Origin of the sequence: Caldicellulosiruptor hydrothermalis 108 (genome assembly GCF_000166355.1) — a bacterium.
Taxonomy (GTDB): Bacteria; Bacillota; Thermoanaerobacteria; order Caldicellulosiruptorales; family Caldicellulosiruptoraceae; genus Caldicellulosiruptor; species Caldicellulosiruptor hydrothermalis.
The window spans coordinates 1,645,227-1,664,149 of sequence record NC_014652.1; the positions used below are offsets into that span (position 1 = coordinate 1,645,227).

The following is an 18,923-nucleotide window of genomic DNA, read 5'->3' on the forward strand; positions in this document are numbered from 1 at the left end:
TTTCTCAAATCTTTGATAACTTTTTCAAAGCAAGTTTTATTCCATCTTCCAAAGAAAGTTCAGAAAAATCTTCGGATGAAAGAACCTGGTTCACTTCATCAATGTCATACCCCAAGGATAAAAGTGCCAAAGATATTTCTTCAAGTTTTTCGTAAGTTTTTTCTTCTTTACCTGAAGTAGAACCCACTTTGAACTCTTTTTTGAGTGTCTCTTTGAGCTCAAGAATTATCCTGCTCGCAGTTTTTTTCCCAATTCCTTTTACCTTCTCAAGTCTTGCCACATTTCCCTTTGCAATCTCAACAATAAGCTCTTGAAAGTCTATTGAGGAAAGAATCTGAAGAGCTAATTTGCTGCCAACACCGGTTACCTTCTGAAGCTTTAAAAAAAGTTCCCTTTCTTCCCTTGTCAAAAAGCCATAACATTCAATCTCTGATAAATTTTCGTTAAACTTTAGGCTAACATACACTCTCTTTTCTTTGCCTAAAAATTCAGAAAATTTTGTACCATTGCAAAATATTTTTATGTATATGTTATTGTAATTGAGGATAACATAATTATTAAATACCTCTTGGATGGTTCCCACAATAGAATCTATCATACTTCATCCTCCTGATAAAGTACCGAAGAGCTTGACAGTATATGACACATCGCAACAGCCAAAGCATCTGCAACATCATCTGGCTTAGGAATTTCAGAAAGACCAAGTAGACTTTTTACCATTTTTTGTATTTGAGTTTTATCTGCTCTACCATATCCAGTTATGGATTGTTTAACTTGCAAGGGGGTATATTCGTAAATGCTCAGGTTATTCTGAATACATGTGAGAATAATCACACCTCTTGCCTCACCAATTGTGATAGCAGTTTTGGAGTTTTTACTGAAAAAAAGTTCTTCAATTGCAACAACGTCAGGCTGATACAGCGAAATTATGCTACAAAGCTCAGTATAAAGATGTAAAAGTCTCATCGACTTTTTGAGACTGCTCGAAGTTTCTATTCTGCCATAGTCGATTACTTTAAACTCTGAGCCATTTTTAGACTCTATAATTCCATAACCAGTCAGCGCAATCCCGGGGTCAATACCAAGCACTCGCAACTTTTCTCAAATCCTTTCTCTATATTTCGAATTTTTAAACTCCACAAACATTGATTCTTTATTCATTTTAGCACAATTTAATTTTTTTATCCACAAAATATATGCTTGCATTTTTATTCTTTTTAACTTATAATTATGCATTGAAGGAGGAAAGAATAATGGAATTTGTGGTTCGAAGAGCAACTTATGATGATGTAAAGGCTATAAAAGAGATAACAAAAGAGGCATTTACAAAGTATTGTGAACTTGCAGGTATTGACCCTGCCAAAAATGCAGCTGTAAACGAAACAGAAGAGGATATAAAAAGGGATATTGACACAAAAGAGGTTTATGTTGCTTTTATGGATGGAATAATTGTAGGCACTATTAGAGTAGAGATATTTCCTGACAAAACAGCATATATAAGCAGGTTTGGAGTAAGACTCAACTATCAAAATAACGGTGTTGGAAAAGCTCTTATGAAGGTGGTAGATGAAAGACTAAAAGAACTTGGGGTCAAAAAGGTTTATCTTCACACAGCTTCAAAGGTTCGCGACCTTGTTCGATTTTATTATGCAAGAGGCTTTTACATTGTATCAACATCAAATGAAAATGGGTATATTAGAGCACTTTTGTGTAAAGAATATGATGAAGAAAACTAAAGGGCTTTGCAGGGCTCATTGTAAAAAGGGAATTTTGAGCTTCTTGTGCATGCAAAGCCCTTTTTGACTTTAATTTCTATATTAATCAATATTACCTATAAAACTTTTCTGGCAGCCATTCTTTTTCTGCTTCAAACATCTCATCAACCATCTGGCGTATTTGGTCTAAATCCAAAACAGCGCTTGTGAGAGGGTCCATCATAATTGCATGATAAACTGCTTCCCTATCACCCATCAAAGCAGCAAGAACAGTTAGCTCTTGAACATTTATATTTGTTCTGTTCAAAGCTGCAAGCTGTGGAGGAAGATCTCCAACATAAGTTGGCTGAATACCATTTTTGTCAACCAAACATGGTACTTCAACGCAGCATCCTTCAGGTAGATTTGTTATTAAACCTTTGTTTTCAACATTACCATTTATCACAGCTGGAGTATTTGTCTCTATGGAATGGATGATAGTTGCACAGTATTCGTTACTTCTTTTTGGGTCGATGTAGTCTGCCTCTGCCATTTTCTTCAGGTCATCAAGTAAAGTCTTCGCAGCATCTAAGCAACAGTGTAGATACATACCATTGTAATGTTCTTTGTGCCATGAATGTGTTTTATGTATTCTATTTATCCAATCGTCGCTCTTTCTAAAATAGGGAACATATTCAGACATGTGAAAACTTGACTCTGTTACATAATATCCAAAATGTTTTAGTATCTCAAATTTAGTCACATCTTGTGTGTAAATTTCCGGGTCGTTTGCCTTTTCTCTTATAAGAGGATATGCATCTTTCCCATTCCACTCAAATTTTAAAAACCATGCCATGTGGTTTATACCTGCACATAAGTATGAAACCTCTTCCATTTTTGCCCCAATAATCTTTGCTAAAAATTCAGCAGTTCCTTGAACACTGTGACAAAGCCCTACATTTTTTTTGTTCGTAGCTTTATTTAACGCCCAGCAGTTCATTGCCATTGGATTTACATAATTGAGCAAAAGTGCGTCAGGACACAGCTCTTCCATGTCCTTTGCAATGTCAAGTAAAACCGGTATTGTTCGCAGAGCCCTGAAAACTCCACCTGGACCTATTGTATCGCCAACTGCCTGTTTTACACCGTATTTTAGAGGAATGTAAATGTCATATTCGTAAGGTTTTAAACCTCCAACTTGTATTGTGACAACCACATATTTTGCACCTTTTAAAGCCTCTTTTCTATCGGTTGTGGCTTCAAGCCGGGTAGAATACTTCTCCTGGTCAATGAGTTTTTGCAGAGCTTTTCTCATAAATTCAAGCCTTATACTGTCAATGTCCATAAGCGCTATTGTAGAGTTTCTTAGCTCTGGATATGACAAAATGTCTCTTACCAAGTTTCTTGTGAAAACTCCACTTCCTGCACCTATGATAGCTATTTTGAGCATACTCTCATCTCCTTCCATGAATATATCTTTTATTTTAACCTTTCGGCCGCTGTATTTAAATCTAATAATTTTGAAACTTCTATTAGATTTTATAAAACAAACAAGACAGCTTCTTAAATTTTATACTCTTTAAGAAGCTGTCTTGCTTAGCTTTGCAATGTAATTAATTTTCTTTCTTCTTTAACCTGATAACATTCCATGAGAATTTGGGCAATATGGATGTTAAAACATTGCCTTCTATCTTTGAAATTCCACCTTTGTGGGGCACAACATTGTCAGGCTTATCTTGAGTGTTTCCTTTGTAAATATCATCACTTTCATATACAATATGCTCCACAACCTCAAAGCCTTCAAAACCATCAAGCTTAAATTCTACCTGCATCTCCTCTTCTAAATCTCTGTTAACTGCAAAGACTGTTATTTCATTCTTCTCCTCATTGTATGTTGCAACTGTTTCAATGTATGGAACATCAGTAAAGTCTTTTGAATCATATTTAGGAGAATTTACCTTAGGAAGCAGTGCAACTCCATGTCCAAAGTTTGCAGCATGCATGAAAGGATAATAGATTACCTGTCTGTAAGCAATTCCACCCTTTACAGTGGTAATTGGGGCAATTACATTTACAAGCTGTGCCATGCACGCCATCTTGACTCTATCACAGTGTTTCAAAAGCGCAATCAGCATGCATCCCACCAAAATTGCATCTTCGAACACATAATCTTCTTCAGCAATAGCACGGACTTGTGCCCAGGGTTCTGCTTTCTGGTCTTTCCCCTCAAGATGAGCATGGTACCACACATTCCATTCGTCAAATGAGATATTGACAACCTTTTTACTTCTCTTTTTAGCCTTTACATAGTCAATTGTTGATATAACTGTTTTGATAAACTCTTCCATTTCAAGTGATTTTGCAACAAAGTTCTTTGTGTCCTTTTCAGGATTTCCATAGTACACATGTAGAGAAACATAATCTACAAGGTCATATGTGTGGTCCAAAACAATTGCTTCCCACTCAGGAAATGTTGGCATTTTGGGACCTGAGCTTCCCGCTGCAACAAGCTCAATACTTGGATCTATCCACTTCATAACCTTTGCTGTCTCTCTTGCAATTCTGCCATACTCATGGGCTGTTTTATGACCTATCTGCCAGTCACCATCCATCTCGTTCCCAAGACACCATACTTTTATGTTGTGCGGCTGTTCATAACCATGCTGACGTCTCAAATCACTGTAGTATGTGCCGCCTGGGAAGTTGCAATATTCAACTAAGTTTCTTGCTGCATCAATTCCACGTGTACCAAGATTTACTGTCATCATAACAGAGGTATTAGCTCTCTTTGCCCATTCAACAAATTCGTTTACACCAACCTCATTTGTCTCGATGGCTCTCCACGCAAGCTCAAGTCTTCTCGGTCTTTTTTCTTTTGGACCAATACCGTCTTCCCAGTTATACCCCGACACAAAATTGCCGCCCGGATATCTTACAATAGGAACATTCAGCTGCCGAACAAGTTCTAAAACATCCTTTCTAAACCCCATTTCATCAGCCTGCGGATGGTCTGGTTCATAGATTCCTGTGTATATTGCTCTTCCCATGTGTTCCAAAAATGAACCGTAGATTCTCTTGTCTACTTGCCCGATTACGAACTCCTTATCGTAGATGACTTTTGCTTTTTTCATGTTTCTTTTCATCCTCCCTCAAAGTTAGTAATGATTTTAAAAATATTTATTTTCAAAGAGTCATACCCCGCAAACTTTTTTAAACTCGTATGACTCTTTACAAGCTCTTTATTTTACTTTCTTCCCCCAAACCGCAATTCCTTTGTTGCTAAGACCAGTGAAGACTAAGGTGGGCTTCCAGTTCTCCCAATCCCATGCTGGTATGATCTTGACAGTTTCAACTTCATAAATCTTTTTGGTTTTATCTTTGCACCAGTTTAGTTTTATCGTATTTGGAGAAACAAATGTCCAAAAGTCGCTACTATTTTCAGAATTTATCTTTCCACTCTTAAGAAGAGTAATTTTTACGGGCTCTGATTGGAGATAATCATACGGGTCAAGCACTATCCTTTCCCAAATACCAACAACCAAGTCTTTAGACAGAACCTGTTCTTTTTCACCCGCATATCTCTCAGGTGATACAACAGGCCATCCATCATCTGTCCAAAGGATTTTCCGTACATGTAGATAAGGCCAATTTTTATCTAAAGCTCCTCTTGCATGATGGATTATATAATAATCATTCCCATCTATCAGTACAGAGTTGTGTCCTGGTGCAATCCAACCATCATCATTTTCGAAATGGTAACCGCCCAAAATCTTAGTTCCAACTTCAGAAGGGGGAGATTCAATATCAGTCATAAGTTTGCCATTGTAATCTCTATACGGTCCAGTAATTTTGTCTGACCTTCCAACACGAACATTGTAATCGTTAAACAGCGAATCATATGAGACAAAAAGATAATATTTTTTAAATTTTGGATTGTAAATGATATACGGTCCTTCGATTGCATCTTGAACACTCATATCTCTTCTTGCAATAAGCTTTCCAAACCCTTTTTCAGCGGGCTTGCCTGTTTTTTTATCAATTTTGATTATATATATTCCCCCAAAGAAAGAACCATACACAAGCCAGGGCTGACCATTTGCATCAAATGTAAGGCATGGGTCAATTGCGTTGACAACATCACCCTGTTTTGTTTTTATAACCTCACCTTCGTCTTTCCATGGCCCTTCTGGGTTTGTAGCTGTGGCTAAACCAATATACGATTGATTCTTTCCAAATTGAGATGCAGCATAATAAAGGTAGTATTTTCCATTCATCTTTTTTATATCTGGAGCCCAAAGATTTGTTGCCTGGGTCCATTCATAAGCACCTTTTGGAATACCACCATAAACATAATCTTTTCCATTGAATACATATCCAACAAACTGCCAGTTAATCAAATCTTTTGATTTTCGAATTTGTATTCCTGGTTTTGGCACACCTCCAACTTTTACATCAGTAGAGTATATATAGTACCATCCGTTATCAGCTTTGATAATTGCAGGGTCATGAACATTGTTGACCGTCCACTTCTTTTCATCGTTTATAATTGACAGATCATATAAGGTTATTTTTGGAGGTGCTTTAGGGTAAGTTACTTTAATATTCTTAGCTGATGAAACACTAATATCTTTTTTGCCTACTGATGCAAATACCAATACATTTACTAAAACAACTATTACACAAAGAAGAATTAAAAGTCCACCTTTTAAAATCAAATTTTTATTTCCCACACTCATTTTAATCCTCTCCATCACTTTTTCGTCTTAATTCTTAAAACTGTAACCGAATATTTATCAAAAGTATAGTCAAAACTATTACTTATTCCCTTTATTTTCTTTGTCTTGGGAGTTATTAAATTTGGTTGCTCAAAGCTATTCTCATCTTCCAAATTAGAGGATGTTAGTACTATTGCTGTACCTTCTGGGTTAATCTTGTCTTTAGCAATCCCATTTAGATTGATTCTAACTTTTCTATTTGAGGAAGATATATTGACTACTTTTATTATAATGTCATTGTTTGAATCTATTGAGGCATTTGCATAAATGTCTTTGATAATCATGTTGTCAACTACATCATGAATCAATTTTCCATCAAGATAGCATTTAATTCTATTACCATCCAATTCAATTTTGATATCATACCATTTGTTGGGCATAACTGTAACATTTGCTGATTTTCCAACAATATACTTTGTACCATTTACACATCTTTCAATGGCTGTTGTTGTATTTCCCCATCCTCCAATGTTCCACCAATAATAATTGTTTGAATCCTTTAATCCGAATATAATCAAGAATCCTTCATTACCACTTACTTTTCTTGCCTTAACTTGAATGGTATAATTGCTCCAATTTGAATCTCCAGCAACAGCGTAGCAGTTTTCAGCATTGCTTGTCTGTGAAAATATCCCATTTTCTATATTCCACATTCCTCTTACAATTTGCCATTTGCCATATGAGTCTTTAAAATTATCAGCAAAAAGCGTTCTTCTACTTTTGTTGTCTATAACCTTAAAGTCTTTAAACTCGGCTTCTGTAATCCATGTACCAAGCCCGACCATGCCAGTAATATCTGCTGATTTATTAGATGATGTGGTTTTGAGAGTAATTGGTAATATATACTTTCCCTTATTTTCATTGAAAATTTTTTGAACATAATAATTTGGTGTTGCATAAGCCATTTCATTATTAAACTTAATAAGAGTTGGTTCCCATTGTGTGGCATATTGTTTTGCTAAAAGTGGTGCGTAAGATGCCATCAATACAACATCTGAATTTTTCTCTAAACCCAATAAATAAGCAGCTTCTGCAAGTGCAGCTTCTAAATTATTTCTCCTCCCAAGTCCATGCGCAGCATATTCCCCTACAAATACCTTCGGCCCTTTTCTGTCATATGTTGAGTATCTATCCGTATTCATCAAAAACCATTCGGGTGCCATATAATAATGCTCATCAATTATATCTGCCTTCTTCGTCGTTTTAGCCCATGTCCATGCATCATCAAATATCTTTCCACTTGGAGCAGGTCCAGCTGCAAAAATCACCTTTATGTTAGGATATTTCTTTTTGATTGCCTCATAGAACTTTTCATATCTGATATAATAATCTGTCCCCCATTGTTCATTTCCTATGGCTATGAATTTCAAGTTAAATGGTTTCGGATGTCCTAACTTAGCTCTCACAGATCCCCATTTTGTGTTTACATCCCCATTTGCAAACTCAATTAAATCTAAAGCATCCTGAATGTACTCATCTAGTCTATTTAAATCTATCATATCACCATTTCTTGCTTGACAAGCCATACCGCAGTTTATAACTGGCACAGGTTCTGCACCTATGTCCTCACAAAACTGAAAATACTCATAAAATCCTAAACCAAACGACTGATAGTATCCCCATAAGTTTTCTATTGTTGGACGCTCTGAAATATCACCTATGGTATTCTTCCACCTATATGCGGTTGCCATTGTTCTTCCTTCTACTATGCAACCACCGGGGAATCTTAAAAAAGCTGGCTTCAAATCTGCAATAAGCTTTGCGATATCATATCTTAATCCATTTTTTCTATTCTTCCATGTTTTCTGAGGAAATAGAGATACCATGTCCAAATCTAATATTCCTTCTTTAGCTACTTTTATTACAAGTTGACCATCTGAAATTGTATTAGCTGCTTTAAAGGTCAGCTCATATTGTTTCCAAGCATTTGTTATTCCCTTTACTTCAACCTTTGCCCCTATCTTTCCATTGTCATCTTCAATGGTTGCTATAATGGTATTGATTTTGTTATTTGGAGATCTTGCATATAAAGATAACCTATAGGATTCTCCTGATTTAATAGTTATACCATTGTAACCATAGTTAACTATCTTTACGCCTTTGTCAATTTTATTTACCTGCACTCGAAGGTAATGTGGATTTTTACTGCTAATACTACCTTTGTCCTCTACAGAAAACTCAACTTTATCATTTCCTATTGCGCTTATATCCCAACTTTGAAGACCGTCTGGAAATTCAAATGACCTATTTTGAACAAGCTCTGCATAAAGCCCTCCATCAGCACCTGAGTTTATATCTTCGAAAAAGGCACCATAGAGCATTGGACTAATAGCAATACCTTTTTTGTTTACATCTATTGATATCGATTCCTGGAAAATATTACTACTTGATGATCTTTCAGATGCTACGCTCTCTTGTTGCATCCAATATCCTCCTACTAAAATAGAAACTAAAAAAATTATCAAAACAAAAAAAATTAAATTTCTTCTTAATTTCATTGCTCATCTTGCACCTCACATGAGAATTTTTACCATATCCCATGACCCAACGTTTTCTTAGATATTATATTTGCACTTATTAACAACACAAAATTGATAACAGAATTGAATAAACCCACAGCAGTTGAAAAACTCCATTGAGCTCCTATTAGACCAAGTTTATAAACATATGTAGCAATAATTTCAGAAGATTCAATGTTTAAATTGTTCTGCATTAAATACGCCTTTTCAAAGCCAACAGACATAATATTTCCTATTCCAAGTAGTAGCAAAGTAATTACCGTTGGCATTATTGCTGGTAAATCAATATATTTGATTCTTTGTAATTTTGTTGCTCCATCAATTATTGCAGCTTCATGAAGTTCAGGGTCCACGTTTGTCAAGGCAGCCAAATAGATGATCGCATTCCAGCCTATATGCTGCCAAATATCTGACCATACATAAACATGTTTAAAAAGCGCAGCACTACCCAAAAAATTAATAGATTCAAGTCCTATCTTTTTTAAAAGCAAATTCACTATTCCTGTTTGATCTGTTAAAAAAACTTGCAAAATTCCTACCATTACAACTGTCGAAATAAAGTGAGGAGCAAATGTAACATTTTGCACCACTTTCTGAAGTGGTTTATTAGGTAAATAATGCAAAAGTAGTGCAAATGCTATGGTAAGAGGAAACCCTACAATAAAACCATAAACACTGAGAGTCAATGTATTGAATAACAACTGACCAAAGTTATATGCAGTAATAAAATCATAAAAATATTTCAAACCTACCCATTTACTTTTAATTATTCCTATTAAAGGATTGTAGTCTTTAAAAGCAATAATTACACCATACATAGGAATATACAGAAAGACAATTACATAAATTAAAGTGGGCAACAGCAAAATATATAATCCCAAACTATTTTTAAATTCTTTCAATGCAATTCTTTTTTTCTTTTGCTTTATTTCAAAAGCGCCTTTTGTTGGAATGGTTGTATCAGACATTTAGTATTCCCCTCTCTTCATCAACTGACTAAGCAAAAAATGTACATATTTGCTTAAGAGAGGCTGTCTCAAAAATGGATAAGACAGCCTCTCTCTATTATTATCAAACCACTGTAAATTGTTACTTTATTAATTACCAGAAGAGAATGCTTTAAGATTCTTCATAAATCTTTCATATGCGGCTTGATTTATTTTCAACCATTCTTGCAATTTCATCTTATTTAGTTCTTTAATGTATGCATTCCATTCTTTATCGATTGTACCTTTCATTATCCATTCAGCAGCTTTTCTATTTGCGTAATTTATCAAGTTGGTTTGAATCTGATTCATTTTATCAGCTTCATCTGCTGAATAGAATACTGGTGGCCATGGATCAGGATCTGCATATGGTGCTACATATTTTTTCATAAAGTTAACTTTCTGATCAGTATAGGTAAGTCTCAAGATCTTTGTATAACCCGGATCTTCAAAAACTGCCCAAGGAACGCTGTGTGCAGGGGATACTTTACAACGCCACTGTTGCTGATTCATACCAGCTGGTGGATCAGGAATATAGTACCACCCTTCTGGACTTTTCTTAAGTCTTACTCCAAATTCACCCTCAATAAGTTCAACTGACATCTTCTCATCATACATCGTGTCAATGTATCTAATCGCAACTTCAGGCATCTTACAAGCTCTTGTTATTACCGCACCCCATCTATCATATCCAGGATACGCCGCTCTGTACATAACAGGTTTCCTACCATTTGGTCCTTTGAGCGGAGGCATGTAATCATAGTAATCATGAGCTTTTTTGGACGAAAAATCATCATTTATATCCCATAAATCTGCATAACCAACAATGTAAGGCTGAGCGTTTAATTTTGAAGCTTTCTTAGCATAATCTTGGGTAAACCATTCTTTATCAATAAGTCCCTCTTTCCATAGTTTGCTCAACCATTTAATAGCCTCTTTGTATTCTGGCAATGTTCCTAAAAATACAACTTTTCCATTTCTAACATCAGCAAAATACCATCTCGCACTAACTCCAAACGAATCCATTAAATATCCCAATCCATGCATCTCCATCGGATTACCAATAGCTGTGATTGGTATCTCGTCAGCTTTTCCGTTCTTATTAGGATCTTTTGTCTTAAATGCTATCATCACCTTCTCAAATTCATCAATATTAGTAGGCATTTTAAGCCCCAAATCTTTAATCCATTTTACATTTATTACTCCAACTCCCATACCTTCTCTATACATCCATGGTCCTTCATTAACACGAGGAGTTGTATATATGTGTCCGTCAGGTGCAGTTACTAATGCTTTTGTTGCCGGATGTTTTTTGAATATATTTTTTAGGTTAGTAGTATATTGATCAATCAATTTTTCTAACGGTTTAAAAACACCCATTCCACCATACTTCGCTAACTCAAAATCTGTGCAACCAAATATAATATCTGGTAAATCTCCGCTTGCTAACATTAAGCTCTTTTTCTCAGCAAATTGGCTACCTGGCATAATCCATTTAATATGCACATTTGTTAGTTTCTCTAATCTTTTGAATTGATTGTACTCATTATAATCCTTGGGCATATCTGCGCTGTAATTATTTACTAAAATTGTAATTGTTACTTTATTTTTAACTATTGGAAAGCCAGTTTTGTTGAAATTGGATGATGCACTAACAAGCATCATTGTGGAGACAGCAATTATAGAAACAACAAAGCAAACAATTACACACCATGATAATCTCTTTAAAAACTTTTTCCTTCTCATTTCCTAAACCTCCTCCTCTTTTTAACCTTTAATAGCTCCCAACATAATACCCTTTACAAAATACTTTTGAACAAAAGGATAAAACACCAAAATTGGTAAACTTGAAATAATCATTATAGAATATTTAACAAGTTGTGCAGTTTTGAGACGCTGTGTTATATCACTTACATCTTGCATAGCACCTCCCATCGTTACCTGATTAGAAATTAAAATGTCTCTCAGAACAAGCTGCAGTGGATACTTTTCTGGAGATTTTAAATAAATTAGAGCGTCAAAGAAAGAATTCCATTTGCCAACAGCATAAAATAAAGTCATAACTGCTATAAGAGGAACTGATAGCGGAAGAGCAATCATGAAGAAAAACCTTAAGTCGCCACATCCGTCAATCCGAGCTGCTTCAATTAGTTCATCAATCCAACTGCCTTCATAAAATGACTTTGCAATAATTACGTTAAAAACTGATACGGCAGTTGGAATTATCATCACCCAGAATGTATCTAACAAACCAAGGCTTTTGACTAAAAGATATGTAGGAATTAAACCTCCGTTGAAGAAAAGAGTGAAAGTAAACATTAAAATTATAAACCTTCTACCGAACAAGTCTCGACGTGAAATTGCATACCCAGCTGATAATGTTAAAAAAACACCAACAACTGTGCCCACAATAGTATAAAGAATTGTATTTTTATATCCTGTCACAATTTGTGGATAGTGGAATAATCTTTGATATCCCAGAAGAGTAAACCCCTTGGGCCAAAACAACACTTCTCCTCTGTTCACTAAGTCAGGATCACTAAATGAAGCTATTATAACAAAATACATTGGATATCCAACTATTATTAACGTCATAATCATTATCATGTAATTAAAAAAGTCAAATAGTTTATCACTTGTTGTTTCTTTCACTGTCCCTTGCATTTTGAAACCCTCCAATTTACCTTTACTATCTTGCTCTCTCTTTGTCCTCTTATAGGGTTTTTAGATTTTCTTAAAATAATTTATTCGTAATTAAACTATCTATATTTTATTATAGTTCTATCATCTAATTTTGTCAAGTACATTTTTAAAATTTTTGTGAATAACTAATAGTAAATATCCTCTTAACTATAGAAACAAAAAAATCAATCGTTAGGTAGGCACTTCTAAAAAAGAGTACCTACCTACCATCAACCACATACATAATTAAATTTTCATTTTGTTTGAAACAATTTTTTAATTTCATCTTGTGACAAGGAAATATCATAAATTTTTAATTCATCTATCATACCTTTAAATGGAGCATCCCACCAATTTACCCCTAAGGTGAAGATTCCATCATAAGAATTAAATATGTTAGGTACGCCAGTTCCTTCAAATTTCTTTTCTCCATCAACATAAACTGTCAAATTTCCTCTCTTTACTGTAAAAGCTATATGGGTCCATGTATTAGGATTTATTTTTACACCAGTCCCACCATCTATCCATCTTTCACTTCCAGACCATACCATTATACTGTTATCTACACCGTTGTGACCATAAGGGACAACACTAATCCATTTCGTTTGGCTCATTGCCCCAAAAAATGTTGGTGTAAACATTGTGAGTTTTTCAGCGTATACCCATAGAGATACTGTATACTCATAACTTGAAATAAGCCCATTCGGCAATCGAACACCTGAATTTCCATCCAAATATACAGCTTTACCCACAACTCCTTCACCATAAGAAATCTGACCACCCGGTACATCAATTTTATTGCCTATTACAACTCCTTCATTGAAATTACCCGTAGAATCCTGAAGATTATCTTCAAATTTAAACCATGCAATTAAACCGCCTTCCTTTACTTTATCTCCTGCCAAAACTTTAATTTCATCTTGCAAGAGTGCTCTATCATATATTCTTAATTCATCGATTTTCCCTTTAAATGGCGGATCCCACCAGTTTACACCTAACGCAAAGATACCGCCAGGTTTTTTGCTAAATCTATCAGGGAAATTACTACCTTCAAAAACAAGTCTTCCATTCATGTAAACTTTCACTATACCATTATCTACTGTAATTGCTACATGAGTCCACTCGCCAATCTTTACGTTATTACTGCATATCCCATCATACCATGGGTCAGAACCTGACCAGAGGATACTGCTAGCGCCATCCCAACCACGTGGTGTAAAACTAATCCATGAGTTCTCATTATATGCTCCAAAAAAGGTAGTTGTAAACTGGGTTAATTGTTCAGCATAAACCCAGAAAGAAACAGTATAAGTCCAATCTTTAATCAAATCATCTGGTAATCTAATTCCTGATTCACCATCAAAAACTGCTGAATTACCTTTTATTCCTTCACTAAAGGTAATATTCCCACCTTCATTGTTTATCCTATTTCCTGTAACAATACCTGGACCAACCTTACCGGTTGCCTCATTTAGATTCCCGTCAAATGGATAATAAGCAATAAGACTTAAATCATTATCGGGGTCAAATTTACTGCCTGTAACAAGTACTTCAAATTGTTTTGTTCTTGTCACACCACCATAAGTTACAGTAGCTGTGAGAACAACTTTTGTTGAATTTTCAGGCCTTGATATAATTATTCCGGAATCTGATAAAATATCTGGATTATCACTATGCCATTGGATAGGAACATTCAAGTAACCAATTGTTGGTAGTGATATACCTTCGTTTCCAACAGTTGTTGGTATACTAATGCTATTAATTACAACATCAGCAAGAGCGCTTTTGTTGATTTGTTTTAACCAAATAGAAACTCCTTTTTGTGATAGTCCGCTAAATGTCATAACATAACTTTTGGTTGTTGGGTCCCAACATTTAACAAACACACCCTTATATATCTCTTGCGTTTTTACCCCATTTTCATTTGATTCGAGGACAATTTCACCATAATAATCCCCCTTCAAGTTCCATGTTCCATAAACATCGCCACTTACTGTTCCATCATTGTTGAGATTGATAATAGAAGCTCCTTTGATTTTTGGACTTATATCTTTCCCATGATTGATATACAAGTATTCTCCCACAATATCTTGAGTTTTTACTTTTACTGCTTTTTCTCCAACATAAGGAGAAGGAGCAACAACTGGCCACCCATCTTCATTGAAAAATAATTGATGAACTCTTACTTCATGTTGTTCTCCTTTTCCTGGAAATCTTGTATGGAATATTAAATAATATTTGCCTGTTTGTGGATCATAATATGCTGAATTATGTCCTGGTGAAACATATCCATAACCTGGTCCATTCACATTTTGTGGATTTGTATCAAATAGGAAATTACCAATAAGTTTAACTCCATAGGGCTCAATGGAAGCATCGTCAAAAAATGAACCTTCTTTTCCTTTACATTCTATCATGTCGTGTCCTTCTGAATCATAGTAAGGCCCATCAGGATTTTTTGAACGTGCAACTCTAATATTATACCCCCCATCAGAAGCAAGACCACCAAAGCTCAAGAATAAGTAGTAATAATCTGTTTGAGGATTGTAAAGTATAAACGGTCCTTCGATTCTGCTATGATTACCCCCTACTAACTTCTTACCGTAACCCTGACCAGGTAACGGCAACCCTGTTTCTGGATCCAGTTGTAAAATGAAAATACCACCCGAATACGATCCATATACCATCCACAACTTACCCTCTTTGTCATAGAATACATGTGGATCAACTACATTTGGATGCTTTGTCGCATCATAAGGAGTTCCGTCTTCACTGGTTCCTTTCATACCTGATTTCAAAATAATTCCAAGATTCCTGTATGGACCTTCTACATTATCTGCCACTGCTATGCCCAATGCAGAAAGTGGAGAATCTCCTTTGCATGCACAATAGTACATATAGAATTTGCCATTTTTAAGTTGAACAACATGAGGAGCCCATAATGTGTTTGTTTGAGCCCATTCAAATGTTTCTGCAAGCTCAGTAAATACATTGGGTATTATTTTATTATCGTTACGAACCCCAGAATCAATCAATTCCCATTGCATTAAATCTTTGCTTTTTGCTGCTGCTAAGTGAGAACCAAAAATATAGTAGGTATCATTTACTTTAATTACAGAAGGATCATGAACTGAGACATTTTTAAATGCAGGACTTTCAGGCAAATAAACACTTTCCTCGGTTGTTTGGTTCTCATTGTTTTGTTGAGAAGTCCCTGAGCTACCACTTGTCTGTTGATTACTACCTTGCTGAGTCTGATTAGTAGAAGAGGTTTGATTAGAACTTGTTTGTATATAAGTCACTATTGGATTTGTAGATAATTTTTCATCGGTTTGCTTTTCAGAGGCTTTTTTACCCTCTTCTTCTTTAAATTCATTTTTCTCTTTCTGAACTACCTTTACATTTACAACAACTTTACTCTTGTCTATTAAAGGTTCATTTTCCAAAATGCCATTTCCCGTAATTCTTACATTAGATGTAGCTTTTAAATTTACAACTTTTGTATTTGACTCAAGCTTTACCTCTTGTCGGTCCCCATTAATTTCAACATTCTCAAATTGTCCATTTAAAATAACTATCGAATTTGGTAGATTATTGTCTATCTTAATATTCAAAAATCCTTTACTTGATATTTTTTCTTCCTCTAAGATAGCTCCACTTTTAACAATTACGTTGGGAATATTAGTTTCTCCTATTGTAATAACTCTCACTGTCCCGTTTTTCTTATCTATAATTAATTGTCCTTCTAAGTTAACATTTTCAAGTTTAATACTGTTAATTCCTCCACCTTTTATAAGTATTCTACCTTTAACGTCAACATTTTTAAGATAGACTTCACCCTCACCAATACCCTCTGTTAAATACAAATCACCTTCCAGCCTCATATTATTGAGTTGAACATCACTTGTATTGACTACAATATTCCCTTTTACTTGACCTGAATATATTCCTGGTTTGTTCTTCAAATCAAACACTAAATTGTCTAACAATTTAACTGCTTCTCCTCTCGTTAAATATCCAAGAGGATCAATTTTCCTGCCTGGTTTTCCTCTCATGTATCCCAGCTGAACTAGTGAGGCAATACTGTCTTTGTATTCCTCAGCTATCTGTTGAGAATCACTAAATGCCTCTAATACTTTCTTGTCCCCTGCAGGCAAATCAAAAGCCTTTGCTAAAATATACGCTACTTCTTGTCTTGTTATATATCCATTTAGCATATAAACATCAACTATCTCTTGATCAATTAACCCTGCCCCAACTGCCTTTAAAATAAATTCTTTTTGCCAATTTTCTTCTTTAATTGCTTGGTTTAATTCTGGAGGAATATACTCGTAATTAAAAATTCTACATAGTAATGCTAAAAATTCTCCAATTGTTATATTCTTGCTGAGTTTTAAAGATCCGTCGGGATATCCTTTTAACACTTCTCTTTCTACCCACTTTTTAGCACTCAAATTTGCCCAATGACTTTCATTATCTACATACGCTAAGGCAGGAATGAAAAACAAAAAAATTATGCAGAATATTACTGTTATGGCACAAACCTTTACTAAAAATTTTCTTTTTGATAAAATCATATTTTTCCTCCTTTCTACTTATTTCTTTAAATGTAGCCTTTTGCAAAAACGCTCAAGATGAGCGTTATCAAGCTTTACATAGAATCAAAAAAGACTGGTCACCCTCCTCATAATTGTAGTAAAATATGATTATATAAAACAAATTTTCTACTATGAGGAGGGTTCCAAAATGTTCAACACCAAACCTAAACAACTTTCTTTCATAGACCTATTCTCCCACCTAAAGGCTTTGGCTCTCTACAAGCCTGAAAGCCTCTTGGGCTTGTTCAATAAATTCATTGACTTGTCACATTATATACCTTCTTCTTTCTACAATGCCTACTACAAATATTTCGGTAAGCATAGATACTTCTCTTTAGAATCTATGCTTTGTTGCTTCCTCGTCCAAAAATTGCTCAAACTCAATACTTTAACTCAGCTTCGTGCTGTCTTACTCAACTCATTCGAACTTCGCTCATTTTGTAATCTTCATGGCAATGTCCCTTCTATCTCTACTCTCTCTCGCTTTAGAAAAATATTTGCAAGTGAAATCCATAAACTTTTTCAAAATATCTCTATCCATGCACATAATATTTCCATCCAACAATGCCCTCAAGATTCTTCAATCTTAATCTTCGACACAACAGGTATTGTCCCAAAGGTTCGTGAAAACAATCCTAAATTCATTCATCTACTGCTGAAAAATACCTCAAAAGCTAACCCTGAACTTCCCTCTGAAAAAGTCTACTCTCTCGTTTATTCTTCTTTGCCTAAAACTGCTAACGCTAATTCTAACATCCGTCTTATGTTTGTAAATGGCCATTTCTGCTGGGCTTTAAAATTTGCAGTCATTACCAACGCTCTCGGTATCCCTTTAGCTTTAGTACCTCTGTTTAACTATGATTCCCCTTCCTCTGACCCACAAGAAGCAAAAGCTATCTCCGACTCTAAAGGTTTAATTCCTTCGCTCGAAACTTTATTCTCTTATATCCCCAAAAATTTCTCCACTTTCATCGCCGACAGTGCTTTGGATTCCCACAACATATACTCCACTTTAAAAAATACCTTTAACTTCTCCAAAATCGTTATTCCACTAAATACAAGAGCTTCTAAAAATACTACACCTACATCAGACCCCAATATCGTTATTTCTGAAGATGGTATCCCTATCTGCAAAAAGTTCAACAAACCTTTTAAACCCGAAGGCAAATGTCAGGGTAAAAATCGCTCTTTGCGCCTTAAATGGACTTGCCCTATGTCACAATACAAAGATGGCAAACGCATCTGCTCTTGCCCTCAGCCTTGTACTACCTCTAAATCGGGTAGAATGTTCTATACATACCCAGATAACTTTCGCTCTTTCCCAGGTATCAACAGAAATTCACAAGAGTTTTTTGACCTCTACAAAAAACGTGTCGCTGTAGAGCAGACTATTTACCACCTGAAATCCTACATGGGCTCTGATACTATCTCTACTTATGACCATATTTCTATTTTCTCTGATTTCTTGCTATCTGCCATTACTTTCTCGCTCTTGTTTATTCTCGCTCACAATATCAAACTCTATTGCTCTAAATTGACTATCAAAAAACTTAACAAGCTCAAAAAACTTATCGCTTAATACTACTATTTTTTAAATCTATTTCTTACAAAAAATTTCTGGTTTTGTTTTTACTTAACCTTCTAAAACAAGGAGTTAAGAAGGCTTAGG

Annotated in this window: 12 protein-coding genes; 2 read left to right on the forward strand and 10 right to left on the reverse strand. The window is 35.1% G+C overall.

Features of this window, described 5'->3' with window-relative positions; all coding sequences use genetic code 11:
- Window positions 1–4: 4 nt before the first annotated feature.
- Window positions 5–598 (reverse strand): Holliday junction branch migration protein RuvA, encoded by a 594-nt coding sequence (gene ruvA, locus CALHY_RS08200; RefSeq protein WP_013403498.1) that lies wholly within the window; start codon window positions 596–598, stop codon window positions 5–7.
- Window positions 595–1,095 carry a crossover junction endodeoxyribonuclease RuvC gene (gene ruvC, locus CALHY_RS08205; RefSeq protein ID WP_011917091.1) on the reverse strand — a complete coding sequence of 167 codons (501 nt, stop codon included), beginning with the start codon at window positions 1,093–1,095 and terminating at the stop codon, window positions 595–597. The genes ruvA and ruvC overlap by 4 nt, the downstream gene beginning before the upstream one ends.
- Window positions 1,096–1,253: 158 nt before the next feature.
- On the opposite strand from ruvC, the gene CALHY_RS08210 reads away from it, so the two are divergent.
- Window positions 1,254–1,736 (forward strand): GNAT family N-acetyltransferase, encoded by a 483-nt coding sequence (locus CALHY_RS08210; protein ID WP_011917090.1) that lies wholly within the window; start codon window positions 1,254–1,256, stop codon window positions 1,734–1,736.
- A 91-nt stretch (window positions 1,737–1,827) separates the two neighbouring features.
- Here CALHY_RS08210 and melA read toward each other — a convergent pair whose 3' ends face one another.
- From melA to CALHY_RS14040, 8 genes are all read right to left on the reverse strand, one after another.
- Window positions 1,828–3,144: an alpha-glucosidase/alpha-galactosidase gene (gene melA / locus CALHY_RS08215; protein WP_013403500.1), complete on the reverse strand. Its 1,317-nt coding sequence runs from the start codon at window positions 3,142–3,144 to the stop codon at window positions 1,828–1,830.
- Window positions 3,145–3,307: 163 nt separating this feature from the next.
- Window positions 3,308–4,825 (reverse strand): arabinosylfuranosidase ArfA, encoded by a 1,518-nt coding sequence (gene arfA, locus CALHY_RS08220; RefSeq protein ID WP_013403501.1) that lies wholly within the window; start codon window positions 4,823–4,825, stop codon window positions 3,308–3,310.
- Between the two features lie 108 nt (window positions 4,826–4,933).
- Window positions 4,934–6,430: an arabinan endo-1,5-alpha-L-arabinosidase gene (locus CALHY_RS08225; protein WP_013403502.1), complete on the reverse strand. Its 1,497-nt coding sequence runs from the start codon at window positions 6,428–6,430 to the stop codon at window positions 4,934–4,936.
- Window positions 6,431–6,444: 14 nt separating this feature from the next.
- Window positions 6,445–8,892, reverse strand: a complete 2,448-nt coding sequence (locus CALHY_RS08230; protein WP_202944080.1) for an alpha-L-arabinofuranosidase C-terminal domain-containing protein — start codon at window positions 8,890–8,892, stop codon at window positions 6,445–6,447.
- Window positions 8,893–8,996: 104 nt separating this feature from the next.
- Window positions 8,997–9,956: an ABC transporter permease gene (locus tag CALHY_RS08235; RefSeq protein WP_013403504.1), complete on the reverse strand. Its 960-nt coding sequence runs from the start codon at window positions 9,954–9,956 to the stop codon at window positions 8,997–8,999.
- 129 nt (window positions 9,957–10,085) lie between these two features.
- Window positions 10,086–11,720 carry an ABC transporter substrate-binding protein gene (locus CALHY_RS08240; protein ID WP_013403505.1) on the reverse strand — a complete coding sequence of 545 codons (1,635 nt, stop codon included), beginning with the start codon at window positions 11,718–11,720 and terminating at the stop codon, window positions 10,086–10,088.
- Between the two features lie 21 nt (window positions 11,721–11,741).
- On the reverse strand, window positions 11,742–12,638 hold the full coding sequence (locus tag CALHY_RS08245) for a carbohydrate ABC transporter permease (RefSeq protein ID WP_013403506.1): 897 nt from the start codon (window positions 12,636–12,638) through the stop codon (window positions 11,742–11,744).
- 272 nt (window positions 12,639–12,910) lie between these two features.
- Complete coding sequence (locus tag CALHY_RS14040) at window positions 12,911–17,233, reverse strand: LamG-like jellyroll fold domain-containing protein (protein ID WP_013403507.1); 4,323 nt, start codon at window positions 17,231–17,233, stop codon at window positions 12,911–12,913.
- 169 nt (window positions 17,234–17,402) lie between these two features.
- Here CALHY_RS14040 and CALHY_RS08255 point away from each other — a divergent pair, with 169 nt between their 5' ends.
- The gene (locus CALHY_RS08255; protein ID WP_013402620.1) at window positions 17,403–18,833 is read left to right on the forward strand and encodes an ISNCY-like element ISCahy1 family transposase; all 1,431 of its coding nucleotides are present in this window, start codon (window positions 17,403–17,405) and stop codon (window positions 18,831–18,833) included.
- Window positions 18,834–18,923: the final 90 nt, after the last annotated feature.

Bases quoted from the DNA above. Each gene is read 5' to 3' on its own strand.
- CALHY_RS08230 (WP_202944080.1), bottom strand. From the start codon at position 8,892: ATGCAACAAGAGAGCGTAGCATCTGAAAGATCATCAAGTAGTAATATT.
- CALHY_RS08225 (WP_013403502.1), bottom strand. From the start codon at position 6,430: ATGAGTGTGGGAAATAAAAATTTGATTTTAAAAGGTGGACTTTTAATT.
- melA (WP_013403500.1), bottom strand. From the start codon at position 3,144: ATGCTCAAAATAGCTATCATAGGTGCAGGAAGTGGAGTTTTCACAAGA.
- arfA (WP_013403501.1), bottom strand. From the start codon at position 4,825: ATGAAAAAAGCAAAAGTCATCTACGATAAGGAGTTCGTAATCGGGCAA.
- CALHY_RS08210 (WP_011917090.1), top strand. From the start codon at position 1,254: ATGGAATTTGTGGTTCGAAGAGCAACTTATGATGATGTAAAGGCTATA.
- ruvA (WP_013403498.1), bottom strand. From the start codon at position 598: ATGATAGATTCTATTGTGGGAACCATCCAAGAGGTATTTAATAATTAT.
- CALHY_RS14040 (WP_013403507.1), bottom strand. From the start codon at position 17,233: ATGATTTTATCAAAAAGAAAATTTTTAGTAAAGGTTTGTGCCATAACA.
- CALHY_RS08240 (WP_013403505.1), bottom strand. From the start codon at position 11,720: ATGAGAAGGAAAAAGTTTTTAAAGAGATTATCATGGTGTGTAATTGTT.
- CALHY_RS08235 (WP_013403504.1), bottom strand. From the start codon at position 9,956: ATGTCTGATACAACCATTCCAACAAAAGGCGCTTTTGAAATAAAGCAA.
- CALHY_RS08255 (WP_013402620.1), top strand. From the start codon at position 17,403: ATGTTCAACACCAAACCTAAACAACTTTCTTTCATAGACCTATTCTCC.
- CALHY_RS08245 (WP_013403506.1), bottom strand. From the start codon at position 12,638: ATGCAAGGGACAGTGAAAGAAACAACAAGTGATAAACTATTTGACTTT.